We start from the raw sequence: 25106 nt of genomic DNA on the forward strand, positions 1-25106 counted from the left end.
AGAAGGGGCTGGCCGGGAGGCCACGCCCCGGCGTCGCACGGATGCGCCGACATTCATTAACAGCATGCCCGGCCTGCCTTCGCCGTGGCCGGGGTACAGAACTTAACTTTAAAAAACAAACCACTCATTCTTGTTACACTTTTTTTTCAAAAAATTTGTGTAACGGATTTTTAGTTTATTTTTTGTTACAGTTTTTTTTCAAAAAAATGTTGTAACGAAACTTCGTATAAATGAAACCGGGTTTTATATTTCGGAAGGTCACCAACGTGGCAAAATTTGGAGACCATAGCTTTTCGGACCAGCCGCGGGTACAATGGTAACAACCCGCAAACCGGCCACAGACCGGCGACCTTGTGAAAGCGCAAGTGATCGCGAAAATTTTCTTTTGATCTGGGTTTATAGCAGGTAATATTTACACCGGAGGGGAATGGGAATAATTAGCAAAATGCCCTGCTGAACCATACAGTCCATCAGCAGGGCATTTTTTTTATTTATTGAGAAACCCCCAATTCCTGGTTGTGTACAGTTACCTGAACAGTAAATTCATATGCATCAACAGGGATGGTCTGCGGTTTGCTCATTCCTCCGCCCGGTAGCTGGAAAGGCTTTGAAATAAATGTTTTTTGAACGATCAGCTTTTGGGTCCCGTTGCCGAAACTTTTATTTACTTTAAATTCAACATACCTCGACTCCCTCAGGAAATTGCTTTGTGTAATGGTAGCCAGCAATATAAGGGACCCTGTACTTGCAGGTTTGGCAACAACCATGTTATTATCCGGAAAATTGCGCACCTGGTCTTCACGTATCTGTTGCACATCAAATGTTTGAAGTTTGTTATTGGCAAAAAATTCAATGTTGATATTCTCTGAAGAATCGTATAAAATAGTATTCGCTTCATAATTACGTGCTTTCAGCCGCCGGATGCTTTTTACCGATACGTTGATGGTATTCAAAACTGTAAGGCCTTGATTCCGCACCGGTTTATATTGATACTGTATATAACTGTTTTGATATTCCGGCGCATCATTGGAAGGAACTACTACGTTCAACCTGTTGCACCTTCTATCTAACAGTGTCACCGGCAATGCCTGGCGGATGGCATTTGGCAAGTAGCTCCTTATTTTACTGTCCACTAATGATGTTAACCGATTGCCTATAAAAAAATTAAGGGCTTGTTCTGCAAAAGACGGCCCATCCAGGTAAGGCTTTTCTGCATTCAATGAAAAAGTCAGCATACCACCCTGGTTTGCGTACCAGTCTTTGGAAGAGATATCGATGCTCAGATTTTGAAAAACATGACGGTCCGGATATCCAGAGATGTTTAATTTATAATCTACTTTATAGGGCATAGTTACATATTTGCTATTCGGCTGATCTATGTATTGGGTTTGCGCCATCGTGGGTTTACGTTGCGTAATAACGGCGCTAACGGTAATACTTACCGGCGGCCCCTGCGCCCTGATGGCGGCATTGATGGCAGGAATGATAGAATCCCGCATTTTAATTTTCAAAAGATTGGTAACAATAAACAAGGGCAATTCTTTTACGCCTGTGCCCGGTATTACAGGCTGGGGGCCCTGCGCAGGCGGATATTGACAAAAGGATTGCAGGCAGAAAAATAAGCTTAGTACAAAAACGACGGATTTTTTGATTGAAAGTTTCATAGTTTTTATTTTTTAATGAAGAAGGCAAAATGAATATTCTCAACAGGATAAATAAAATTTACAGCCTGTTGAAATTTTATTTATTTCTCACTTAAACAAAAAGAAACAAAACGGGGCAGTACGGATCAGATCATACAAAATATAGATTTTTGAGATCAATACAAATGCTTTTTGAAAAACTACCTAAAGAGCGTATCAGTAACGGATGAATAAAAAAAGCGGGGATAGAGATTTATAAGGGGAATACTCACAAGGCGAAAATGGTGCTGCCAACGAGCAACCCTTTGTTATGGTTGTTAGCCTCGTAAGATCCGGAATACTATACAGGAACGATTATTATAAAGATATTGCCTGAAATATTTTTTTTACGCAGTTCGTGTTGTTTGCTGCGTTTTCAGCCAATACGTTCATAAGGTGCCATCTCTTTTAAAAAAAACGGGAAATAATCTATTTCCCGTTTTTTTTAATGCAAATAGAAGCGCTGGCTCAGCGTTGCACAATTATTTTATGGCCGCTCCATTGTTTTCCATCGAATATACGGACCGTGTAAAAATCAGGCCTGAGCTGGCCGATATTAATATTCAAGGCTCCATAAGTTTTGCCTTTTATCTTCCGGGTATACACTACGATACCCGTTTTGTCTACAATTTCTATCATTTCAATCATCATTTCCTTCCTGGCTGCTTTGCCTTCATTATCCAACTCTTCTATTTTGATCGTATTGCCGGCGGGGTTCGGCGATATCCTGTAGCTCGGCCCGCCATACCCCCAGGCAACCCACTTGGTAGCGTTCACATTGTTGACCCCGCAATTGGTAAAAGTAAAACCGATGTTGCCTGTGCTGGCTGTAGCCGGAGATTTCAGTACCGCATAATAACTATTGCTGCAGCCTGTAAAGCAAGTCCAGCCCGGTGACCAGTACCAGGCCACATTACTGATATTGTATTTGCTTTGGTCATAGGTCCACGAGTTGGTGTAATTAACCGGTATCATGGTATACCCGCTTATCTGCACTTCGTAATTATTATACACGCCCAGTTTAATGGTTTTGGCAGCCATATTACCTGCAACACAGTTGGCGCCGCCAACGGTAGCGGTAAGTGTTACATCGCCATTGTTAACGTGTGTCACAGTAGCCGTATTACCACTCGATGTATAACTGGCATTGGCATTGGAGAGTGCCCAAACGATCGGCTGCCCTGCCGGCGCGCCGGTAAGGGTGTATACAGATGAGCCGCTGCATATCTGTGAACTTCCCGAAAGCGTAAGCGACATGCTCGTTGGCAACAGGTTTGCTACAGGAGTAGTATTGGTAGTGGTTACTCCTGAGCCGGTGGGATCGAGCCAGTCGCTGAGGCGCGTAGCGCTGGTGCCGCCGCCAGTCCAGGAAAGATCAAACCGACCATAGTTGCTTCCCCCTGTAGGGCCATTGCATACCTGTGTGTTGGAAAAAAGCTGTCCTATTACCCTCTTATCTTCATTGAGTAAAGGCGATCCCGACGAACCGGGTTCCACCGTGCCGGCATCCCAGGTTACCCGCCATGCCGTGTTTACATTCAGTCTCACATTGCCGATAACCGGTGGGCTATAATCAAAACTTATTTTCATCTGGTCGCCCGCAGGGTGGCTGATACCCGTTGTACTGGTGGCAGCCGTTGAAGCGCGGCTCCATCCCAAATAGGTCATATCCAGGTTAGAGGCAGGTGTTTGATATAATTCCAGCAAGGAAAAATCTGTAGGTTCATAAGTTGCCCGCAGGTAAGCGCCGTTAAAAAGCAAAGCTGTCTGATTGCAGGTGCTGGGAGTACAGGTGTTGCTCCACCATCCGAATATATAGGTCCAGTTGTTGGGGTTTCCAGCTTGTGTATTGTGCCAGGCAGTAAGCACATAGGGGGTATTGGTATAACAACTGTTTGCTACAAGCGCTGCAGATCCCCATCCCCCGTCATTGGTTTCAATCATGCACACCGCTTTTCTTTCAGCTACATAATTATTCCCCTGCGAACATAATACATTGATATGACAGCTGGATGCATAACCGCACCTCCCGAACGCGGAGGAGTCCCGGCTATTCACCCTGGTTTCGGATGAAGGCAGCCCGGCCAGTACCCTGCTCAAATGAAGTACATTAACAGCCTTATTTTTTTTCGGTGTCTTCAATTCCATTATTACTATGTTTCCGGGGAAGCTGTTGGTTCCCCAGGTGCGGCCAGCCCCGATATTTTCAGCCTGCGTAACAGGCCCTGTAATGACAGTGCCACCGGGAGTATAAAAATACAATTCCGCGGCCGGCGCAATGACCAGCTTGTCGAAAATCAGCTTTACATAAGGGGCCTTCGACACCGTTATCCTTTTACGGTATACAAGATATTCACCCGAAACTTCCGGCACAACGCCGTCAAATACATGTACATCCACATCCCTGGCCAAAGCGAACTTCGCCATTCCGCTTGCCTTGCCCTCGCGGGCTGCATCATCCTGCTTTATCGCGGGAAAGTTCAGTTCTGTGATCATTTCTTTGGTGCCAAATAAACCGGTTTTGCCAATGGAGGCACTTTGGTCGGACCGGATAACAACTTGTGAAAAACTACTTAGATAAAAACAACAGCCAATCAGTACGGTTAGAAAAATTTTCATGGTACGTCAGTTTTAAAGGTGAAGGGATTAAAGACCTGTAGCCAGGTTACACAAAGAAAATTACGCCATAGGCTGCAGAAATGCAAGCATTGGATCGATAACTTATGCACGGTATTTTTACCATTACAGAGCAACAGTAAAGCAATAGGCAGTTATGAAAAATATTACGTTGAAGCGGAGAAAGCAGTCTTAGCCCGGCTTTCATGGAAATGCCTTCACAGGCCGGGAAAGATATGCTGATCGATCAACGAACATGAGGGATAGCTCGCAAGGGGTATTTTTTTACGGTTTTTAGATTTGTAATTGTGAGGGGGAATTGGTAGTATTGGGGTACCGTAACCTTATGTTCTTCACTGGAGTTATTTATTTTTCAAACAAACACACTTCTATTTAGAAACAGTCCATCTCTTTCGTATATTTTTAAAAACCACTGAATAGGTTTAGAATATGTAGGAAAGTGGAGAATGAGGGTTCGACTCAGATATTTATGAGCTTGCCTGCAAGCTTTTGGATACAACCTAAAAATCACATCAAACAATTATGAAACTATTTTTTATTTCAATTTTATTATTCGCTTTTAACCAAACAAAGGCCCAAGAGATTTCTCTATTTAATTCCCAAGGAATCGCTGTTGCATACGTTGACACAGATGACGATGACTTAACTATTTATTTATGGAGTGGAAAACCCGTAGCATACATTTCAGACAATAATATCTATGGTTTTAACGGTAAACATTTAGGTTGGTGGGTTAAGGGAGTTATTAGAGACCATGAAGGAGATGCTGTCGGTGCAACTAAGGCTGCGTCAAGCATGAATACAGAATATGAACCTTACAAAAGTTATAAAGAATATAAACCATATAAAAGTTATAAGGAATACGCACCTTATAAACCATATTGGTCTACTTCATGGTCAAATACATCATTCAAAATGTTTTTGCTTGCAGGAAAATCAGATTAAATTGAAACCTTTTAATGAATAAAAAAATTTTCGCTATTATTTCTATTGTTGGCTTACTTGCATCGACAACAATAATTATTCTTCTTGTCGAAAACTCTTCAGCAGGCGACAGAGATTTAACGTTGAGCTCATACAAACTAATAAGACAGCAAAAATGAATAAACTTTTAAACATTACCGCCGTATCCTTAGCCATTTTTATTGCTTTATCATCTTGTAAGAAAGATGATAAAGCTGCTACAAACGATGACTACTATGTCAAATATGTTATAAAAGGCAATGGAACCTATGCTTATTTTAGTAATTTTTCTGTTAACACAGATCAAGGAAATAGATCTTTTAGTGGGTATCAGTACAGAAGCTGGAATCAAACATATGGACCGGTAAAAAAAGGGTTTAGAGCTTCCGTATCAGTTAACAGTTCACTTGTCACTGTTGAGATATATGTTAACAAAAATAGTGGGCCATTTGCACTTAAAGCTTCCAAGTCTGGTAGCAACTCATCAACATCAAACATATCTCAATCATACACAATAGATTTTTAAAGAAGGGCATGGCCTCTTAAGTGAAAGGCATCAATCTTATAGTTTATTGTAAAAACAAAGAACGGAACTTATAAGTCTAAAAAGGCATAGATCTCTTTGCCTGCGTTGATGGACTAATTATATAAATTCATCACCCCACACGTGAGACGAAGAGGCGTAGCCTCTTGAACTGCTATCGTTCGGACATTTGAAAACTGCCATTAACAGCCAATTTATATTTTGTTCTCCACATTTTTCAGAGGGTAAATCCACATTAATTTTTTGATGCAGGTTTTTCCAGGTTGACGCCGCAGGTCAGGAGACCACGCGGCGGCGGCTTACGGGGGGAATGATAAGTTATATATTCAGGAAGGTTACCAACGCGGGCGAAAAATCTGGAGGAGGATTTGATGCTTCTTCCCGGTCAGCAAAACGAAAAAGAAATCGGTGATAAGAAATAAAACGCAACAAAATCGAACTATAATATCTGTCAGGCTTTATATTCTAACAGTGGTACGACTGCATTGCACATACCGACCAGAGCATGCCGCAGCTGCCGGTTGTTCTTACGTACAACCACGCTTGTGGCAAACCCTGCGTTGCAGGCAGTTTTACTTCAAATCTTTCTTTACCGCCAATTGTTTTTTAGCTTCAAGTTGCTGTTTACTAACAAGGTCAGCCTTTTGAGCCAATTGTTTTTTTGCTTCTAATTGTTGCTTACCCAAAATGTCTGTTTTTTGGGCGAGTTGCTTTTTAGCTTCGAGCTGTTGTCTGCTTACGAGGTCTGATTTCTGAGCTAACTGTTTTTTAGCCTCAAGCTGCTGTTTACTAATAAGGTCAGCCTTTTGAGCTAATTGTTTTTTTGCTTCTAATTGTAATTTTGAAATTTCTTCTTTCATTTTGTTATTATTTAAATATTAGGAATATGTTTTTTAAGAAATTCAATTTGTTCCACTGTAAGGCCTTTAAAAAGATTTTCTGTTAATAACCTATCAGGTTCAAAAGAGCAACTTTCTGTCAGGCTTGGATTTTCCCCCATTTGAAGTTTTCTGACTTGTTCTTCAAAACCCGGAATGCATAAGTTATTTAATGGACAACTTATACAAGGTGCTCTATCCCTGCTGGCAGGCAAATATTTTGCTTCTGAAATACAGTATTCTTCAAAGTCCGGGCCGTCATACTGTTTTGTCGGATCAGTGTTGTAAATAAGTTTTTCCATATTTATTTTAACTTTTTTGAGCCTTATGAATTGCCTGCACTCACCTATTTACAAAATTTATCTTCCTAATTAACTTTCGTATATTTCCGAATCCATTCTACCTCAATCATTCCAAAAAATATCCGAAAGCCATTATAAGGTTAGTAAATACAAACTGAGTGTTGTTAAAAAAAATTACATTTATTGCTCTTGTATGCCAACGGGAGGTTTCAGGCAAAGCGGCCGATTGCGCCTTCAATCTTTTTTATCGGGCTTGATGGAAGTGAAGAACATAAGGTTACGGCATCTCAATACTACCAATTCCCTTTCAAAAATGCAAATCTAAAACCCGTAAAAATAAAAAATACCCCTTACGGGGTATTCATCATTTTCTATTTTCAGCAAGCTCTCCTCACAATCCTCTCCCTCCCACTTTCAACACCATCCTACAACTCCACAATCTTTCCATCGGATTAAAAGACGGCCATAAAAATCATTATCCCGATAGCCAAAAAACCATCGTTTTCTGTAATACATGTTTTATTTTTCTTAAATTCGTTACTACTAAAACAATAATCTTATGAAAAAATGGTGTATAGTACCAATGGTACTGTTATTCTTATTTATCTCCGGGTCTTCATCTGGCCAGCCACTTGTGGCGGGAGACATAGCTGTATTGGGCTTCAATACAGATCAGTCTGCCGACTTAGATGCTGATGGTTTTCCTGATGCCCGCTGGGCAATTGTCTGTTTGCGGGATATAGCAGCAGGCACGGTTGTGCATTTTACCGATGCAGGGTTCAATGAATCTGCGCAATTTTATGTCAATGCAGTCATTGAAGGGCATCTTACCTGGACCGTAACCACTGCGGTTCCTGCAGGGAAAGTTTTTGCCATGGACTGCGCAGATGGTTCCAATTTTGCGGACCTTAACGGCGCAGTATCCGGCAATGGAGGGTTAACAGACAATGGAACAGTTACCGGCCATTTGGGAGGTACAGCCAGCTTGTTTCCGCCTGCCGGCGATCAGATCATTATTTACCAGGGTACCAGCGGAACAACTACGGGCGCTACGTTTATCTATGCTTACAGCACACAGCAGACCCTGTCGCTATCAGGCACAGGAGTATGGCAGACGAGCGGCAACGTTACAAGTCAAGCAGGCTCCTTTCTGCCCACTGGATTAAGCAATGGCACAACAGCGGTAGCGCTAACTCACAATGTAAATAATACATCCAGCGGCCCCGGAACTTTCGGAACGGCAAATTATGGTTTTGATAATATGATCTATGCCGGCATCAGAACGGGTACCAGGGCACAACTGCTGAGTGCCATAGGTAATCCGGCAAATTATATAGGAGACAATACCAACCCATATTCCATAGGTATCGGCGGTAGTTTCAGCATCCCTTCCGATTTTATCATTACCGGCACATTACCACTCCACTGGGGCGAAATAAGCGGTGAATTAAAAAATGGCCAGGCCTTCATTCAATGGGAAACCATTCAGGAGCGAAACAGCAGTCATTTTGACCTGGAAACTTCTGCCGACGGCCAACAGTTTGTTGCGCAACGGAGCGGTATACCCGCCGCAGGCTATAGCGATAATAAACGTTCCTATCAATATGGATTTTCAACAAACGCTTCGGTGATCTATGCACGTATCAAACAGCTGGATATAGATGGAAACTACAGTTATTCGAAAATAATTACGCTTAAGAATGATCATACAGGAACTTTCCGCCTTCTTCATAATCCTGTAGTAAATGAACAACTGGTTTTCACCGTTCCGGAAGGCTGGCGAGGAACACAATATTCTATATTCAGCGCTAATGGGCTTTTGCTGAAATCGGGAAAACTCGGGGTAAGTAATGGAGGAAATAAAACGGCAACGCTTGGTAATATCCCGGCAGGTACCTACCAATTGGTGATCTTCGATCAAACCCAAAAAATAAGCCGCCAGTTTATAAAATTATAACAGGTCACGGGAACTCCTTTCTCATGCTTTCCACTATTCCTATCAGGACTGTCATTGCTGTGACAGTCCTGATAATCATTCAATGAAGTCCATTAAAACCTCGGGCAACGCGTTGCATTCAACGTAGTGTTTTGCCGATCCAGAAATTTCTGATACACGATCGACAATTCAAATCCTCCCCTGCCCTTGCTGCCCTGGGCAAGTTTCGAAATATTCATATCGTAACTCATCGCAAACGACATCGGTTTCACATCCAGCTTTACCACAGGGATGATGGCATCGTTCCAGCGGATGTAAGCGCCGCCATGTACGATGTACCTCGGCTCATCGGGGGATTCGAGTTTCATGGAATACAGCAGTCCGCCGATGATCTCTTTGTAAGCACCCTGCCGCGTATAATCCGCTTCTATGGTGATATAATTATAATCGGATGTACTCGTGCGGATACCTGCCGATGCTACATACTTGGGCGTAAGCTCAATATTGCTCTGGGTGTAGAAGCTTACTTTTTTTGCTTTGTTGAAATGATGATAAGCGAAACCTATGTACATGTTATTTTCCGGTTCGCTGCCCAGTTCGGTATTGAAGCTCATGCCCACACTTCCATCAAAGTAAGAATAAGAAGGCGATGGAAATGTTTCGCCATTGTAGGTAAGCTCGTTGTAGTGATCGCCATCGTACTGGCTGTTGGTAGTGATCTTCGACGGATCGATCCTGCGCTGCACATAACCGCCCATCACACCCAACGAGAGATACATGTTGCGTTCGTCGCTCAGCGATTTATGGTAATTGAGCGCAGGCAAAATATGGGTAGACGTTAAAGAAACCGTACCGGCTTTATCATACAGCACCTGTGCGCCCATGGTAAGGTAATCGTCTTTTGTTACCAGCATCTTATATTCCATGTTGGCAGACGTGGTCTGGTAGGCATGCGACACGGCATTGTATTGCGAACGGTACACAGTCTGCACGCGGATATCCCCGGAGAAAATGCCCGCCAGTGCAGGGTTGCGTAGCAGCGGTGTTTCGAACATCTGCGAAAAATGGATATCCTGCGTTTTTGCTTCCTTGCAAAGCAGCAATGCAGCACAACAGGTAAAGAGGTAAAAAATCGGTTTCATAAGTTAATGATATTGGATGGTTGGATAGCTGAGTTTATTATTATCTTATCAAGGCAACGTCGCCTTTATAAATGATCGTTTCATTATTGTCGCACGTGATCTCGAACACGAATACAAATACATCGGGGGGCAATTTTTTGCCGCGGAAAGTTCCATCCCAGCCGCTGGCCGCATCATTGGCCTTGAAGTTTACTTTTTCATACACCATTTCGCCCCAGCGGTTGAATACCCTCGCCGACCTGATGCTGAATACGCCGGTACCCCTTGGATAAAATATTTCGTTGGCGCCATCCCCATTGGGGGAAAAAGTATTCGGGATAAATACATTGGCATTATTGCACAGTACCAATACCCGGAGGTTGTCGGTGGCGGTACACCCGCCCGGGTTGCTCACGGTCACCTGGTAGTCGGTAGTTTGTGTAGGTTTTATTTCAATGCCGGGGTATACGCTTCTTACGATCCCTGTTGATGGTGTCCATTCCACCTTCGTTACATCCGGTGAGATCGCCGGTGTAATGGTCTTCGTTCTTCCCACATTCATCGTGATATCCGCACCGGCATTTACCGTAGGTATCGGGTAAACTTTTACCGGGAAATAAGCGGTGTCTTTAAAACAACCTACGCTGTCGCTGCCCACCAGCATATATCTCGTGGTGGTATTAGGCGATGCTTTTACGATCGGGCCGGTAGTAGTGTTCAACCCTGTGGAAGGGCTCCATTGATAAGATGCGGCACCCATCGCTATCAGCTTTGCTGATTCGCCTACACACAACGTATCGCCTTTGCCCACAGTCATTTTGAAGGGATTGGTTACCGTTACTTTCACCGTATCTTTTTTGATACATCCCTGTGCCGATACACCGGTAACGATGTATTGCGTGGCAACCGCCGGGTTGGCCATCGGCGAAGGGCAATTGCTGCAGCTCAGGCCTGTGGCGGGCGACCAGCTATAGGTAGCGGCCCCGGTAGCATTGATCTGCCTGGCGGTACCTTTGCAGATCATCTGGTCATCGCCGGCATTGGTATTGGGCAATGGGTATGCCTGTATGGATCCCGTAGCAGTATCCTTACATCCGCTGCTGTTGGTAGCGATCAGGTTAAAATTGTATGTACCTGCCACCGGGAAGCTGATAGAATCTATTATTTTATTGTTGATGTTGCGGCCATCGCTGAAAGCCCATTGCCAGCTGATGGCTGATGTATCGGCATTCAACAGGTTGCCCGAAAATTTGGCGATCAGCGGGATACAATTATTGGCGGATTGTGTAGCGGATATCACCGGCGATTTCACCACTTTGATCGGCTGTGTGGAGCGCAGGCTGTCTGTACAACCGGAGGCGGTGGTCACTTTCAGCTTCACAATATAATTTCCTGTTGAAGTATAAGTGTGCGATGGTGATGCAGCCGTGGATGTCTGGCCATCGCCAAAATTCCAGAGGTAACCGGTGATCGCGTCATTGCTTACGGAGTTGTTCGTGAACTGTATGGTTCCCCGGTCGCAGAGTACGGCCGTGCTGGCAACAAATGCAGCTTCCACTCCTATTACAAAAATGGTATCTTTTCCTACTACGGGCACTGTACATCCTGCCGCATCTTTCAGGATCATCTTGGGCAGATAAATACCGGGAATAGTATACGTATGGGTGATGATGGAATCGTTGGTGGCAACTGTAGTACCATCATTAAAATCCCAGACAAAGGATGCCGCGTTTTCCGTAGTGCCTTTAAAGCTTACAGTAAGCGGGGCGCAGCCCCTGCGGTTGGTATATGAAAAATTTCCTTTCGGGCCTTTCACCCTGATGGTCTTCGTTTTTATTGAAGTACAACCACCGGCGCTGGTAATGGTGAGCTTCGCGATAAACACTCCCGCCTCATTGTAAAAATGCGAAGGGCTTGCCGCGTTGGAAGAAGTACCATCGCCAAAATCCCAGCGATACGTGGCCTGGTTTACGGAAGTATTGGTAAACTGTACGATCAGGGGAGGACAGCTGCCGGTAGAATCGCTCACCGTAAAATCGGCCACCGGCAATACGATGCGGATATAATTATTTTTCACGATCTCGTTGCTGCAGCCGTACTTGTCGGTAATGCGCAGCTTAACTGTATACAGCCCTGTAGCAGCATATACATGCGAAGGTGCCGCTGCGGTGCTGGTTTGGCCGTCGCCGAAGTCCCAGGCATAGGTAAGGTTTGGCCCGGTGGATTGGTTCGTGAAAACCACCCCGCTTCCCGGGCAGGATAAAGTATCCGCTGTTTTGAAAGCCGCTACCGGTGTAGATATGATCAGGTGATTTGCTTTGGTAATGCTGCTGGTACATCCCGACGCATCTTTCACCGTGAGGGATACATTGTAGCTGCCGCCGGTGGCATAGTTATGTACAAAAGGCGGAGCTGTTAAAGTGGTGGTGGTGCCATCGCCATAGTTCCATGTCCATTCTGTAAGTGCATTCACCCCATCGGTGGTGCTAAGGTCGTTGAAGGTAACGGCCGAATTTAAACAGCTGCCCGGCACCGCCGCGTTGAAATTAGCGATGGGGCCATTCACCCTTATGTAATTCGGGCGTAGCAACGTGTCCTTACATCCTGCTGCATCGGTGATGATCAACCGCACGGAATAATTTCCGCTGTTGGCATAAGTATGATTGATGGTGCGTCCCATGCCCGTAGTTCCATCACCGAAAGTCCAGGCGTAATTTACAATGCCGGCGGCATTGCGTTGTGTAGCGGTAAAAGTGGTGGAAGTTTTGGCGCAGATCACCGTTTGCGAAGCAGAAAAATCCGCATCTTCATCCGCTATTATCACCTGCTGGGTTTTGGTATGCGTACAGCCTGTCTCCAGGTTGCGCACCGTGAGCGAAACAGTATAGGTACCCGCGGCCGAATAGGTATGCGAAGGGCTTTGCAGCGTAGATGTATTTCCATCTCCAAAATCCCAGGCCCATTCATCGGCACCGATAGAGCGGTCGGTGAAATTCCGCACAAAAGGCTGACCGCAATTGAAGGCCACATTAAACTTTGCAATAGGCGGCCTTACGTGTATGTAACGGGGGATTACCAGGGTGTCATAACAGCCATGGTTACCCGCAATCAGCGTGACGGTAAACATACCGGTATCCTGGTATTGATGTGTGGGATGCTGCGAGGTGGAAGTTCCGCCATCGCCGAAGAGCCAGATCCATTCGTTCACCGTGCCGGTGCTGAGGTCGGTAAATTGTACGTTGTTGAAAGCGCACACTTCCCGTGGCGTAGCCGAAAAAGCAGCCTGTGGTTTGGTGGAGGCGATGATACCCGCGGGCACAACTGCAGTATCGGTGCAACCGCCGATGGTAGTTACGATCAGGCGGATATCATAAGTGCCGGTAGCAAATATATGCGTTGGATGTTGTTGTGTGGAAGTGGTGCCATCGCCAAAATCCCAGGCATAAGTGGCAATAGGTTCTACGCTGGTAACGGTAGAGGAAAAAGTCCAGCTGAACGGTGCACAACCTTTTTGCACAAGATGATTGATACTTACCTCCGGCAGTTGAATTTTGATGTAATTATTTTTTACCAAAGTATCTGCACAGCCGTTGGCATTGGTAGCAATGAGCTTTACAGTAAAGTTGCCGGAAGCGGTATAGGTGTGTACCGGGTTGGCATCCGTGCTGGTTGCTCCATCACCAAAATCCCAAATGTAGCTCACCGCACCGGTTGTAGTGTTGCTGAACGAAACGGTATGCGGCGCTTTACAGCCTGCGGTATCGGGGCTGCTGAAATTAAGACTGGCCCTGGTAGCTACGGTAATACTCCGGATGACAGAATCTTTACAGCCGGCAAAATACCCCAGCATTTTTACCGCGTAGGTACCTGCTGTGGCAAATGTTTTCACGGGGCTGAGCACGGTGGAAGTGGTGCCATCGCCAAAATCCCAGCGTACCGAATCGGGAACGGGTGCAGACGTGTTGGTGAAGGTAACTGCTGCACCTTCGCAAACGGGTGGCACGGTAAAAGCCGGTTGTAAGGCACCCACATTTACCGCGTTGACTTGTGTGGCGGTATCCCGGCAGCCATCGGCGCTGGTAGTGATCAGTTTTACGGTATAGATCCCGGTAGCGGTATAGGTATGTGCAGGATTGGCCAGGGTGGAACTGCCGCCATCGCCAAAATTCCAGCTGTAGGTGAGCAATCCGTTGCCGGTGCCCTGTGCCTGGAAATTTACGGTATGGGGTGCGGTGCAACCTGTAGGATTAAGGATGGTGAAGGCCGACTTTACTTCGGCAAAGGCAGTGATGTAATTGCTTTTATAAAATGTTTGCCTGCAGCCTTTGGAGTTGGTCACTATCAACGATACATTGAAGTTTCCCGAACTGGTGTAGGTATGTGATGGGTTGGCGGCGGTGGAAGAATTTCCATCTCCAAAATCCCATAAGTAGCTGCTGATGGTGCCGCTTCCGGCAACGCTGGTATTGGTGAACGCTACTGCCAAAGGAAGGCAACCGCTCGTAACAGCTGCTGTAAAGCTCACTTCGGGCGCCGCGTGCACGGTGATGTATTGCTGTTTTACAAGGGAATCTTTTCCGCCGGCATTTTGTACTACCAGCTTTATCGGGTAAGTGCCGGGGTTGAAATAAGTGACGGTTGGGTTTTGCAGGTAAGAGATGGTATTATTTCCCAGATCCCACTTCCATTGGGTGGGGTTGCCGGTAGATTGGTCGCGGAAGCTCACAATGAGGGGCGAACATCCTTCTGTAGGTGTAGCTGAAAATTGGGCAGACAGTTGCGCCTTCGACACGAAGGAAAAAAGCAACAATATGGCCACAATTCCAATTGGTCTAGGTAACCGTTTGTTCATGTGTATTTGGATTATCGGATGTTGTCAATCAACGACTGACAATTATTAAACAAGGGGATGTTGGAAAAATTGTGTGGTGTGGGTAATTTGACGAAATGGTAACAAATACAGGCGCCATCACTACAAAAAATGGGATGAGTTTCGAGGGGTGGTTAGAAGTTTTACTACAATGCTGGTTCCTGGGCTCCGGTAGCATATCCAAAGGTTCTGGCGCAAACAGCCTCTTTTTTGGCGCAAAGTTTACCCTATTCTTCATTGATAAGCAGTATGTTTGGACTTATAAAATAATAATCAATCATGGCAACCATTAATCCCCACGTAAACTTCAACGGAAATGCCGAAGAAGCGTTTAATTTTTACCGATCGGTATTTGGCGGAAACTTTTCAAAAGTGGTCCGTTTTAAAGATCTCTCCATTCCCGGCTTCGAGATCCCCAAACAGGAAGAAGATAAGATCATGCATATCGCTTTACCCACCGGACAAGGCAGTGTGCTGATGGGGAACGATGTTCCGGAGATCATGGGCAAGACCAATGAGAACGAGAACCGCAGTAAAATTGTAATACAGGCAGAAACCAAAGACGAAGCAGACAAATTATTTAACGGCCTCTCTGCAGGCGGACAGCCGGAATACCCTATCGGCGACAGTCCCTGGGGAACATATTTCGGAAGCTTCAGGGATAAGTATGGCATTGAGTGGATGGTGGAATTTGATCCGGCGCAAAGCGGGAAAATATAAAAATTACCGGCTGCCTTGCGCCAGGATGCCGCTGCCTGATCCCAAGGCCTGCAGTGGGTGCAGATACAGGGGCTTCAGGAAAATCAGTTCCCGGTACATTGTGTACCGGGAGCTAATCCAACCGGTTTGAAAGATCTATATTTTCATGCAAAATTCTGACTATCTCTAATTCAACAGCAGAAACTTTCTAAAATATGATATGAGATTTAATCTTTGACGAAAAATAACCCTTCCGAAGATCTGATCGATCCCTTCCTGATTCCGGATTGACTGATAAGAACTCAACTTCTTTAACGATCAGCGAGTGATACCTGTCTGCCTGGGTTTGCGAACAGTTTTGAAAAGTGTACAACCAGATTTCTTCCAGATCATAAAGAGCCTGATCCCTAAAAATCACTGTCAATGATTTCATTGATGTTTTTTGTGAAGACCTGCTAAATGTTTCTTTGGATCAAAATTCTTTACAATTCCGGATCGCTCACCTTTTTTTAATGCACTGATCAAATTCTTCTTTGTCTGCTCCTCACCTTCCCGCAATCTTAGTGCAGTACGCACTAATTCACTGGCAGATGCATATCTACCCAACGCAACTTCGCTATCTATGAATTTTTCAAAATGTTCGCCCAGAAGAACGGATGTATTTCTAGCCATTAGAATATTTGTTTCGTGAGCAAATGTACCAATAGTTGGTATATGTCAAAAAGCAATTACCGGGTTAATATGGCCTGAATTCTATGCATCCGCATCTGGAACTGAAAAAGTTAAAGGAACCTCAACATTTACCTGGCAACCTTTACCCGGGGAAGAGATGATCTCTACTTTTCCATTCAACATTTGAACTCTTCGCCGGATATTCTCTAATCCAATTCCTTCTTTTTTTGCATGAACGTCGAATCCTTTGCCATTATCCTTCACCTGTAAAGAGATTGAATGATCCATCTTATGGATATTGATCTCTACTTCAGAAGCTTCGGCATATTTAAGAATATTACTCAATTGCTCCTGCAATATCCTGTAGAAAATAACCTGGGTATTATTATCAAGTGGTTCCTTAAACTCTTCAATGTTAATAGAAACAGCTAAATTTTTATCCAGGTTTAAATTCAGTATAAGCCATTCAATTTTATCACCCAGGGTAGTATCTTCTTCCACCGAAGGGGCCAGCTGGTGTGAAAGCCTCCGTAGTTCATCAATAGCCTGGGTATTATATTTTTTCAGGTCGTCCAGTATCCTGGAAATAGCTTCCGTATCATCCAATTTACTTTTTGCAATATCCAGAAAAAGGCCTGACCCTGCTAAAATCTGCTTCACATTGTCATGTAATTCCATACCAATCTGAAGCCTTTCTTTTTCCTGGGCATGCAAAACGGCCTGATTAACCTTTCTTTCCTGCTCTATGCGATCCGTTCTATCTACCAGTGTTCCGATTATAGCGAGTTCTTCATTGTACGTTATCAAAGAAGCAATCACCTCGAGATGTACAATGGTTCCGTTGTTGCGGACCCCTCTGAAAGTATATTGCGGATCTATTTTGTGTTGATAAATCCGTTGGTGGTAAATATTTTTCACCAGGGCCAGATCATCTTTATGTACCAGGTCTTCAAAAGACATATTGTTGAGCATTTCTTCTTTTGAATAGCCAAATATCTTTTCAAATCCCGGGTTTATATAGACAAGTTTTCCGTGCTGGATAATGTATATCCCTGCCAGGCTTTGCTCAACAATACTTCTGAATTTTTCTTCACTTTCAAGCAGAATAGCTTCTGCCTGTTTTCTCTCATCAATAGATTCACACAGAAGCCTGACCCCTATCAGTTCATCCTCAAGGTTGTATACCGGTGATGTTTTTGACCCAATCCAGAAATATTTACCAGATATGCCCTTAACCCTTGTTTCTTCTGAACGGTAGATCCCTTTTAATGAATCATTAAACATGGAATAAAAGAAATCGGTACTTTCCGGGAATAAATATTCCCGGTAATCGCTGCCGATATACAATTCCATTCCACGGGTCAACTTTATTCTTTCCTTAGCCGTATTGTTATATTGCAGGAGTTTTAATTCCGGTGAAATAAGGTATATGGACTCCTTAGTATTTTCCATAATGGCCCTGAATGTTTCTGCCTGTTCTTTGATCAAATGTTCCATTTCCTTCCGCTTGGTAATATCTTTATTTATGGAAAGATATTGATACACTTTTCTGTTGTCCCCTAAAAAAGGAACAATGGAGCTGTCTGTCCAATATAAAGTGCCATCTTTTGCTATGTTGCAGAATTCTCCTCTGAAAGGAGTGCCATTTTGCATAGCAATTTTCAATTCCTCAAAATATCCGGGTGGGTGGATACCTGACCATACTATACTATGGTTCTTGCCTATTAATTCTTCAGGACTATATTTGCTGACTTCACAAAAATTATTATTTACAAAGGAGAATGTACCATCTACATTAACAATGCTCACAATTGAAGCTACATCCAATGCATATTTATAATCTTTCAATTCAGCTTTACGTTCTCTCCGTTCCAGGTCAATCTTTAGCATTGTCACCAACGTATCAATAAGGTTGCGTTCCTCCTTCAAAAAAGGGCCGCCCTCATAACATTCGGGCTTTTGTTGAAGGTATACTACTTCAATTATCACCCTGGTTCCTGAAGCTGTTTTCATTTCGGCCTGCTGGCTGAACGGAGATGGCTTAAAGTTGTACGTTGAATATTCTGTTTCAGCAATAAGAATACGGGCCGCAGTATTATCCGGATACTCCCAGCCTGGTGGAAGCGTTTCAACTATTCTTTTAATCAGGCGCGGGTGCGAGGCATCTCCATCCTGCAGGATCTGGCTCACCCTGTTAAGCGTCTTCAACTCCTTTATGCGTTCCCCAAGGTCGAAGAGTGTCTGGTCTTTTATCTTTTCAGCTTCCTCCCGTTTTTGTATTTCCCGTTGCATGGCAATCAGGCCGGTCCGAAGGTGATTGGTAGCGTAATACTGTAAGGATATGATAGTACCGAAAGAAATGATGTTAGCAACCCATCGGGTCACAGGAGTATGTATCACCGATGGCTTTGGCAAACGATCAATCAATTCCATATAGGCAAACCAAAAGTCGATACCAATACTCAATAACCCGATAGCCAGCCCTCCCCTCCAGCCCAGCAAAAATCCGGCAGTCAGAATTACGCTCATCTGCATTAAAATACCCGGAGCTGTAATGCCTCCTGCTGAATAACATGGAAGGGTAATAAATAACCAAAGCATACATGTAAGCGAGCAGCTTGCCAGGCGGGTCTTTCCAGATCGATTTAACGTAAGGTTGACAGCAGCTATAAAAACTGAAATACCAAGAAGTACCAACCATCTCCGCTTGAATTCAGGAAGCAGAAAGAATCCCATAGAAAAAATTGTCATTGTCACTACCGACCAGATAATAACCAATACATATACCATGTAGGCCTGGTAGTCCTTTTCCTTGTCGGGAGTTGAAAAAATATTGATCATTCCAGATGGTTTTGTTTTTGCATTCTATTTTGAAGGCATAACGGATATATTAGAGAAACGTTCTGTATTACTCTTGTAAGTGTAAACCAATGGTAAGTAAGCAGGACCATTAACGTTCGAGGCTTTGTGTGTTTTGGAGTTGACCAATTATCTGCCGGGAACTGAAGCTCAATTAATAACGAAAGCCAAAGTCAACCAACGAAAGCCGGCAGAATTCCGCAGGGCAAAACCAAAGCCTGGACAGGCACTGCTGATGATTGCTTCGACTTCAAGCCCCAATTGCACAAAAACCGATATTGTCGGCAGTTCTATTCTGTCACAATAATATTTTTTGATTTTGAAAATGTTGTCTAACTGAAAGTAAATTGAAAAAAAATATACCAAGCAATGTTGTCGGGATTATGAAAGCCAAATAATTGAAAAGTTCAATCAACACGGCAGTCATCCGTTTAAGAATTGGAGCTAAAAGCACAAAGGAAATCATTCCTAAAAGCAAAATTTTTAAAGCGACATTTCGCTAAACCCTTTTACATCAGACTTTTAAAAAACATACGAAGCAATACCCAGTTTCGAAATACAAGTTTGTTTAATTAAAAAATCAATCTCAGTGAAGAACATAAGATCATGACACGACAATACTACCGTTTTCATTCGAAAAACGCAAATGTTACAATCAATTATTTCGATGAGTTTTTTTGTGCCCCCTGCCATTCGGCAGGACGGCACAAAAAAGCGCAGAGTAACACTACAGTTGCACCTTTGTGTGTTCCTCCGTGCCTCCGTGGTTGCGTAGTTCAAAACTAGGGCCTCGCCCCCAGGTAAACCAGCGTCACATCAAATGTAGCCCTGTGCCCGGTTACCCCGGTTTGATCCATAAAGAATTTCAACTTTATATTTTTGGTAGCAGGGTCGATGGAGTTGGCGCCTGTAGGATCCAGCACTGCCGAACGCCCGGCAGAGGAAGGTTGCCCGAAATAATTGGTAAGGCCGGTTACCTTGTTGTTGGCGGCATCCAGGGTAAGTACGAGCCCAAATCCGCTGTAGAATGTGGCGTTGGTAATGTTAGCAATGACGATACCCGGGAAACCGAGATCGGCCGAAACAAGGCTGTCGGTATTGGTACCGCTCGTTTGCAGGGTATACAGGTAGGTATTATCTTTCCACCGGAAATCTGAGTTGGTGAGATCGGTCATGGTACCCTCCATCCGGTAACGGCCATCCCACTGGTTCCTGGTGGTTGGCGAAGCAGGTTCATCTTTAGATTTTTTGCAGGCTACCGCCGCCGCCATGATCATGGCGAAAAGAAACACTTTGTTCATTTTTTTCATAACTGATTTTTAAAAGCTGATAAAATATAGTTACCTGAACTATTAGCAGCTTCCGCATACGAAGTAAAACCTGTTATAATGAATCAGTGAAGTGAAGGATATTGGCTTAGGGTACAACAATACTAGCTATTTCGTTTCAGAAATACAAATTTGAAAATTTACCTCAAAAACTACTTCTTTAGGAATGCTCCTATCGATATATTGCATCAGCTTTAACGCAGCTATTGTTATTCATTTTGACAGGACTAAAGATATATTCCTGCTCTCATTAAACTTCCCGGCAAAAATCCCATCTTAGCCAAAATTTTTAAACAATGAAAAAAGCCATCCTTCTATTGATCATCAGTTTTGCAGCCGTTTCCGGCTTCTCACAGATACAGCGCAAAGTGGTAAAAGATACCTCCGCCTCATTGGCCAAAACAAAAGAGAGTAAGAAGCAACAATTGAAACAACTCGATCTCACCAAAGAACAAAAGGGCAAGATCAAAGAAATGCGCAAAGCCAACAAGGATTCTAAAGATGCCATCATGAATGATGAAACGCTGACGGATGAGCAAAAGAAATCGAAAGTGGATTCCATGAAAAGAGGAAATGCCCGCAAAATGCAAGGGGTGCTCACGGATGAGCAGAAACAGAAATGGAAAGAGATGCGTAAGAAGAAAGGTCAATAGTGAATAGTCAATAGTCAAACCTTCAACGTCTTTTCCAAATGGCTGGTTTTAAAAATCTGGATTTCATTCGTATAATTTCGTGTCATTAGTGGCAAAAGACCATCTATTTGAGTTTCATTAACGTTAGGTTGTTTATTTTTAACCTATGAAAAAAATCTTCCTGTTCAGCTTTCTCTTTTTCGTTATTTCTTTATCGTTGAGTGCACAAGGCACGTATAAAAATGTAGATGATGCGGTGCAGAAACTTGGCCCGCTCAGCGGCTTCAATCTTGCCGTGATAGCGGATACGCTTACCCGAAATTTTGAATCGAAGGAAGATAAGGCCCGCGCCATCTATTACTGGATCGCCAACAACATTGCACTGGACGGCAAAGCGATCAAGATGAACGATACCCGCAATAACCTTCCCGAAAAAGTAGTGCAATTGCGCAAAGCCACCCCACTCGGCTTTTCGCTGCTGGTGCAGGAAATGTGCAGCTGGGCCAAAATCAGGTGTTTATCGGTAGATGGTTATATCAAAAATTTTCCGGAAGATATCAATAACCAGCCCGACGAGCTCAATCATTCGTGGAATGTGGTGCAGCTCGGCCAAAGTCCCGATACCTGGTACTACATCGATGCCTCCAAAGCCAGTGGCTTCCTGGATAAAAAGATGGCGGTATTCACCAAACATTTTACCAGCGAATATTTTTTCGCCGACCGCAAATTATTCAACCTCGATCATTATCCTGATAACAGCGCCTGGCAACTGGGCGCCGGCCCCAAAAGTGTGAAGGAATTTTACGGCCTCCCGGTAATTTCAAATGCGGCTTATGAATATGGTGTGCAAAAACTTACACCGGCCAACGGTTACATCAAAATAAAAGCCAACACGCCGGTAAATTTTTCTTTCCCTTATAATGGAAAAACTATTGCCTCCATCAACCTAATCATCGGCGACGCCAGGAAGCAAGCGAAACCTGAGCCGATGAATTTCACTTCCGACGGGGCTATCGCTTTCAGCTATAAATTTAAAGTGGCAGATACTTACCCGGTAAGAGTGGTGGTGGATGGGAAGGAGTTGGTGTCTTATTACCTCGAAATCAGTGAATAATTATGAATTAAAAATTAAGAATGATGACAATATCAAAAGGGAATTTAAAATTATGTCCCATTCTTAATTCTTAATTCTTAATTCTTAATTGATCTTATCATTTCTCCATAGTTCATCTTCTTTGCTAGTGTGTCTACCGAAAGCGCAATCCTTTTCGCTTTCGTCGCTTCCGTTTTTGCACTGTCAATCCATTTGGAATAATAATGCTGATGTGATGGCGCCATCTTATTGAACTCCTGTAAAGCTGCCGGCTCATCGGCCAGGCATTCGAGCAATTCTTTGTTGAGCACAATTTTTGCCTTATCCAGCTCCAGTTCAACTTCCACCTTCTCCCCTTTTTGTTTACGGATGGCTTTACGCATGGCAGCATTGATGGCGATGATGAAATTACCGTCTCCCATGGGCATCGCCGCCACAAACTTTATCGGGTGATCATCCAGTTTTCCTTTTACACGAAAAGATCTTTTTACACCGGGATTGATCTTTTGCGCGACTTTTTCAGGAATGGTAATATATGTCCAGCCGGTCTTTTCGCCTTGTGAAGCAAATTTCTCGAGCAGGGCGGTGAAGATGATCTTCATAAAGTATCTTTCTTTAAAAATAAACCATTCAGGTGATTTGTAATGGAAGTGTGGCCGAAAAATTGAATGAACTAAAGCTGTACACAACTGTTATCATACTATGAAGATCCTCATCACAGGCGCGAATGGTTATATCGGCCAAAGGTTGATACCGGTATTGCTGGAAGAAGGCCACGAGCTTTATTGTTGTGTGCGCAATAGCCAACGGTTTGTTTCAGACACTATCCACGCCAACATGCATGTGATCGAAACAGATTTTTTGCAACCAGGCGATACCACTTTTCCTGAAGATATCGATGTAGCCTATTACCTCATCCACAGCATGAGCAGTGGAAAGGATTTTGAAAAGCTGGAAGCAGAATCGGCCGTTAATTTTATTCGCTTACTGGAAAAAACTTCCTGCAAACAGCTCATTTATCTTACCGGAATTGTGAATGAGCAACATCTCTCTCAACATCTTTCTTCACGGCTGGCCGTAGAAAATATATTGAACAAAAGTACGGTGCCGCTCACTGCCTTGAGAGCAGGGATCATTGTAGGTTCGGGCAGCGCTTCTTTTGAGATCATACGCGACCTGGTGGAGAAGTTGCCTGTGATGGTCACACCCAAGTGGCTCAACACGCTTTGCCAGCCGATCGCTATCCGCAACGTGATACAGTTCCTCAACCGCGTGCGCCTGAAAGAAAACACTTTCGGGAAAAATTTCGACATCGGCGGGCCCGACGTGTTAAGTTACAAGAACATGTTGCTTCAATTTGCTGAAGTAAGAAAATTGAAACGAAAGATATTCATCCTCCCTATCATGACGCCCAGGCTTTCTTCTTACTGGTTGTATTTTGTAACCTCTACGTCTTATTCGCTGGCGGTAAACCTGGTAGACAGCATGAAAATAAATGTTGTGTGCCGGCCAAATGACCTGGCTGCAGAACTCAATATCAGCCTGATCTCTTACAAAGAAGCGGTGGAAATTGCGTTCGAAAAAATCGAGCAGCAGATGGTGCTCAGCAGCTGGAAAGATGCCTTTATCAGCAGCAACAGCCATATCGACCTGGCGAAGTATGTGGAAGTTCCCTTACATGGTGTTTTCAAAGATGTGAAATGGCGGGAGGTGGGCGAAACCCAGGACCAGGTAATGTCGAACGTATGGAGCATTGGCGGCGAAAAGGGCTGGTATTATGCCAACAGCCTTTGGAAAGTCCGCGGCCTGATGGACAAATTTGTAGGTGGTGTCGGGCTTCGCCGTGGCCGCACGAATACGAGCGAAATACAAGCCGGCGATGCGCTTGATTTCTGGCGCGTGCTGGTGGCGGATAAAAAAAGAAAACGGTTGTTGCTTTTCGCAGAGATGAAATTGCCTGGTGAAGCCTGGCTCGAATTCAGGATATTGAAAAAGAACCATAAGCTGCAACTGCGTCAGACAGCTACTTTCAGACCGAAAGGGCTTTGGGGAAGATTGTACTGGATGGCGATGTTGCCGTTTCACTATTTTATCTTTAGCGGGATGATACGGAATATCTGTAAAGTGGATTAGAGATAAATCAATTCAAGATGCCGTTGCTGGTGTTGTCACCAACGACTTTACGTTGTTGGTGAAAACACCAACAATGGCATCCGGCCAAATTGGTACTGTTTCATAAACTGTGTAAGTGATCAAGAACTTGGGGTACCCCAAGTTCTTGATCACTTTTTTTATAACTTTAAAACACAGTTTAATTATGGACAACGAACAACAACTCACGGATGCTTTTTTAAAGCAACTCAAAACCGGCGACCAGCTCAACAGTTTTTTAGCCCAACTCCAAAAGCGGGGTATTGAAAAAATCCTGGAAGCTGAACTTGATGCACATCTGGGTTATGACAAGCATGAGAAAAGCAGCTCTTCCAATGCCCGTAATGGTACATCAGCCAAACAGGTAAAAACTTCTTTTGGAGAGTCTACCGTTCAGGTACCAAGAGACAGGGATGCTTCTTTTAACCCGATGCTGCTGCCTAAAAGGCAAAATATGGTGGATGGGTTAGAAAACGTCATTGTATCTCTTTACGCTAAGGGAATGAGTGTAAGCGACATTGAAGAGCAGATAAGAGAAGTTTATAATTTTGAAGTGTCTGCTTCCACCATCTCCCGTATTACTGAAACAGTAGCCAATGACGTTATTGCCTGGCAGAACAGGCCCTTGGAGCCGGTGTATTTAATTGTGTGGATGGATGGCATCGTTTTTAAGGTGAGGGAGAATAGTAAGGTCATCAACAAAACCATTTACCTGGCCGTAGGACTCAATAGGGACGGT

At 44.0% G+C, this 25106-nt stretch carries 20 protein-coding genes; 9 read left to right on the plus strand and 11 right to left on the minus strand.

Annotated elements, in window-relative coordinates; genetic code table 11:
• Positions 1-215, plus strand: a 215-nt coding sequence (locus EGI32_RS09300; RefSeq protein WP_255155122.1) for a hypothetical protein, incomplete at its 5' end; no start/stop codon positions are given.
• Between the two features lie 276 nt (positions 216-491).
• Here the strand turns inward: EGI32_RS09300 and EGI32_RS09305 are convergent.
• Together EGI32_RS09305 and EGI32_RS09310 are read right to left on the minus strand one after the other, a co-directional pair.
• Positions 492-1664, minus strand: a complete 1173-nt coding sequence (locus EGI32_RS09305) for a hypothetical protein (RefSeq protein ID WP_255155123.1) — start codon at positions 1662-1664, stop codon at positions 492-494.
• A gap of 486 nt (positions 1665-2150) precedes the next feature.
• Positions 2151-4301 carry a T9SS type A sorting domain-containing protein gene (locus EGI32_RS09310; protein ID WP_255155124.1) on the minus strand — a complete coding sequence of 717 codons (2151 nt, stop codon included), beginning with the start codon at positions 4299-4301 and terminating at the stop codon, positions 2151-2153.
• A 540-nt stretch (positions 4302-4841) separates the two neighbouring features.
• Between EGI32_RS09310 and EGI32_RS09315 the strand changes: the two genes are divergently transcribed.
• Positions 4842-5264 carry a 4-fold beta flower protein gene (locus EGI32_RS09315; protein WP_255155125.1) on the plus strand — a complete coding sequence of 141 codons (423 nt, stop codon included), beginning with the start codon at positions 4842-4844 and terminating at the stop codon, positions 5262-5264.
• Between the two features lie 154 nt (positions 5265-5418).
• Positions 5419-5808 carry a hypothetical protein gene (locus tag EGI32_RS09320; protein ID WP_255155126.1) on the plus strand — a complete coding sequence of 130 codons (390 nt, stop codon included), beginning with the start codon at positions 5419-5421 and terminating at the stop codon, positions 5806-5808.
• A gap of 590 nt (positions 5809-6398) precedes the next feature.
• On the opposite strand, the gene EGI32_RS09325 is transcribed toward EGI32_RS09320, so the two are convergent.
• Entirely contained in the window at positions 6399-6686 is a 288-nt protein-coding gene (locus EGI32_RS09325) for a hypothetical protein (protein ID WP_255155127.1), read from the minus strand.
• Positions 6687-6697: 11 nt separating this feature from the next.
• A complete protein-coding gene (locus EGI32_RS09330; RefSeq protein WP_255155128.1) occupies positions 6698-7006 on the minus strand; it encodes a hypothetical protein in 309 nt (102 codons plus the stop codon).
• A 559-nt stretch (positions 7007-7565) separates the two neighbouring features.
• On the opposite strand from EGI32_RS09330, the gene EGI32_RS09335 reads away from it, so the two are divergent.
• A complete protein-coding gene (locus tag EGI32_RS09335; protein ID WP_255155129.1) occupies positions 7566-8963 on the plus strand; it encodes a T9SS type A sorting domain-containing protein in 1398 nt (465 codons plus the stop codon).
• Between the two features lie 92 nt (positions 8964-9055).
• Here EGI32_RS09335 and EGI32_RS09340 read toward each other — a convergent pair whose 3' ends face one another.
• On the minus strand, positions 9056-10084 hold the full coding sequence (locus EGI32_RS09340; protein WP_255155130.1) for a PorP/SprF family type IX secretion system membrane protein: 1029 nt from the start codon (positions 10082-10084) through the stop codon (positions 9056-9058).
• Between the two features lie 40 nt (positions 10085-10124).
• Positions 10125-14882: a PKD domain-containing protein gene (locus EGI32_RS21145; protein WP_369681648.1), complete on the minus strand. Its 4758-nt coding sequence runs from the start codon at positions 14880-14882 to the stop codon at positions 10125-10127.
• A gap of 330 nt (positions 14883-15212) precedes the next feature.
• On the opposite strand from EGI32_RS21145, the gene EGI32_RS09360 reads away from it, so the two are divergent.
• Positions 15213-15653, plus strand: a complete 441-nt coding sequence (locus EGI32_RS09360) for a VOC family protein (RefSeq protein WP_255155131.1) — start codon at positions 15213-15215, stop codon at positions 15651-15653.
• 187 nt (positions 15654-15840) lie between these two features.
• On the opposite strand, the gene EGI32_RS21325 is transcribed toward EGI32_RS09360, so the two are convergent.
• The 4 genes from EGI32_RS21325 to EGI32_RS09375 form a co-directional block, all read right to left on the minus strand.
• On the minus strand, positions 15841-16065 hold the full coding sequence (locus EGI32_RS21325; protein ID WP_369681649.1) for a type II toxin-antitoxin system RelE/ParE family toxin: 225 nt from the start codon (positions 16063-16065) through the stop codon (positions 15841-15843).
• A complete protein-coding gene (locus EGI32_RS09365) occupies positions 16062-16304 on the minus strand; it encodes a type II toxin-antitoxin system ParD family antitoxin (protein WP_255155132.1) in 243 nt (80 codons plus the stop codon). The genes EGI32_RS21325 and EGI32_RS09365 overlap by 4 nt, the downstream gene beginning before the upstream one ends.
• An 81-nt stretch (positions 16305-16385) precedes the next feature.
• Positions 16386-18494: a PAS domain-containing sensor histidine kinase gene (locus EGI32_RS09370; protein WP_255155133.1), complete on the minus strand. Its 2109-nt coding sequence runs from the start codon at positions 18492-18494 to the stop codon at positions 16386-16388.
• A gap of 1451 nt (positions 18495-19945) precedes the next feature.
• A complete protein-coding gene (locus tag EGI32_RS09375; protein WP_255155134.1) occupies positions 19946-20473 on the minus strand; it encodes a hypothetical protein in 528 nt (175 codons plus the stop codon).
• Positions 20474-20787: 314 nt separating this feature from the next.
• Here EGI32_RS09375 and EGI32_RS09380 point away from each other — a divergent pair, with 314 nt between their 5' ends.
• Positions 20788-21144 (plus strand): hypothetical protein, encoded by a 357-nt coding sequence (locus EGI32_RS09380; protein ID WP_255155135.1) that lies wholly within the window; start codon positions 20788-20790, stop codon positions 21142-21144.
• A 145-nt stretch (positions 21145-21289) separates the two neighbouring features.
• Complete coding sequence (locus EGI32_RS09385) at positions 21290-22237, plus strand: transglutaminase domain-containing protein (RefSeq protein WP_255155136.1); 948 nt, start codon at positions 21290-21292, stop codon at positions 22235-22237.
• Positions 22238-22314: 77 nt separating this feature from the next.
• Here EGI32_RS09385 and EGI32_RS09390 read toward each other — a convergent pair whose 3' ends face one another.
• Positions 22315-22818, minus strand: coding sequence for a YdeI/OmpD-associated family protein (locus tag EGI32_RS09390; protein WP_255155137.1), 504 nt, complete (start codon positions 22816-22818; stop codon positions 22315-22317).
• Between the two features lie 100 nt (positions 22819-22918).
• Between EGI32_RS09390 and EGI32_RS09395 the strand changes: the two genes are divergently transcribed.
• Together EGI32_RS09395 and EGI32_RS09400 are read left to right on the plus strand one after the other, a co-directional pair.
• Positions 22919-24349, plus strand: a complete 1431-nt coding sequence (locus tag EGI32_RS09395) for an SDR family oxidoreductase (RefSeq protein WP_255155138.1) — start codon at positions 22919-22921, stop codon at positions 24347-24349.
• Positions 24350-24533: 184 nt separating this feature from the next.
• Positions 24534-25106 (plus strand): transposase (locus tag EGI32_RS09400; RefSeq protein ID WP_255155139.1); only part of this gene is annotated, 573 nt, incomplete at its 3' end.

The organism is Ferruginibacter sp. HRS2-29 (genome assembly GCF_024343615.1).
Classification (GTDB): Bacteria; Bacteroidota; Bacteroidia; order Chitinophagales; family Chitinophagaceae; genus Ferruginibacter.

Coding starts and splice junctions, on each gene's coding strand:
- EGI32_RS09305 (WP_255155123.1), bottom strand. CDS start 1,664: ATGAAACTTTCAATCAAAAAATCCGTCGTTTTTGTACTAAGCTTATTT.
- EGI32_RS09310 (WP_255155124.1), bottom strand. CDS start 4,301: ATGAAAATTTTTCTAACCGTACTGATTGGCTGTTGTTTTTATCTAAGT.
- EGI32_RS09315 (WP_255155125.1), top strand. CDS start 4,842: ATGAAACTATTTTTTATTTCAATTTTATTATTCGCTTTTAACCAAACA.
- EGI32_RS09320 (WP_255155126.1), top strand. CDS start 5,419: ATGAATAAACTTTTAAACATTACCGCCGTATCCTTAGCCATTTTTATT.
- EGI32_RS09325 (WP_255155127.1), bottom strand. CDS start 6,686: ATGAAAGAAGAAATTTCAAAATTACAATTAGAAGCAAAAAAACAATTA.
- EGI32_RS09330 (WP_255155128.1), bottom strand. CDS start 7,006: ATGGAAAAACTTATTTACAACACTGATCCGACAAAACAGTATGACGGC.
- EGI32_RS09335 (WP_255155129.1), top strand. CDS start 7,566: ATGAAAAAATGGTGTATAGTACCAATGGTACTGTTATTCTTATTTATC.
- EGI32_RS09340 (WP_255155130.1), bottom strand. CDS start 10,084: ATGAAACCGATTTTTTACCTCTTTACCTGTTGTGCTGCATTGCTGCTT.
- EGI32_RS09360 (WP_255155131.1), top strand. CDS start 15,213: ATGGCAACCATTAATCCCCACGTAAACTTCAACGGAAATGCCGAAGAA.
- EGI32_RS21325 (WP_369681649.1), bottom strand. CDS start 16,065: ATGAAATCATTGACAGTGATTTTTAGGGATCAGGCTCTTTATGATCTG.
- EGI32_RS09365 (WP_255155132.1), bottom strand. CDS start 16,304: ATGGCTAGAAATACATCCGTTCTTCTGGGCGAACATTTTGAAAAATTC.
- EGI32_RS09375 (WP_255155134.1), bottom strand. CDS start 20,473: ATGAAAAAAATGAACAAAGTGTTTCTTTTCGCCATGATCATGGCGGCG.
- EGI32_RS09380 (WP_255155135.1), top strand. CDS start 20,788: ATGAAAAAAGCCATCCTTCTATTGATCATCAGTTTTGCAGCCGTTTCC.
- EGI32_RS09385 (WP_255155136.1), top strand. CDS start 21,290: ATGAAAAAAATCTTCCTGTTCAGCTTTCTCTTTTTCGTTATTTCTTTA.
- EGI32_RS09390 (WP_255155137.1), bottom strand. CDS start 22,818: ATGAAGATCATCTTCACCGCCCTGCTCGAGAAATTTGCTTCACAAGGC.
- EGI32_RS09395 (WP_255155138.1), top strand. CDS start 22,919: ATGAAGATCCTCATCACAGGCGCGAATGGTTATATCGGCCAAAGGTTG.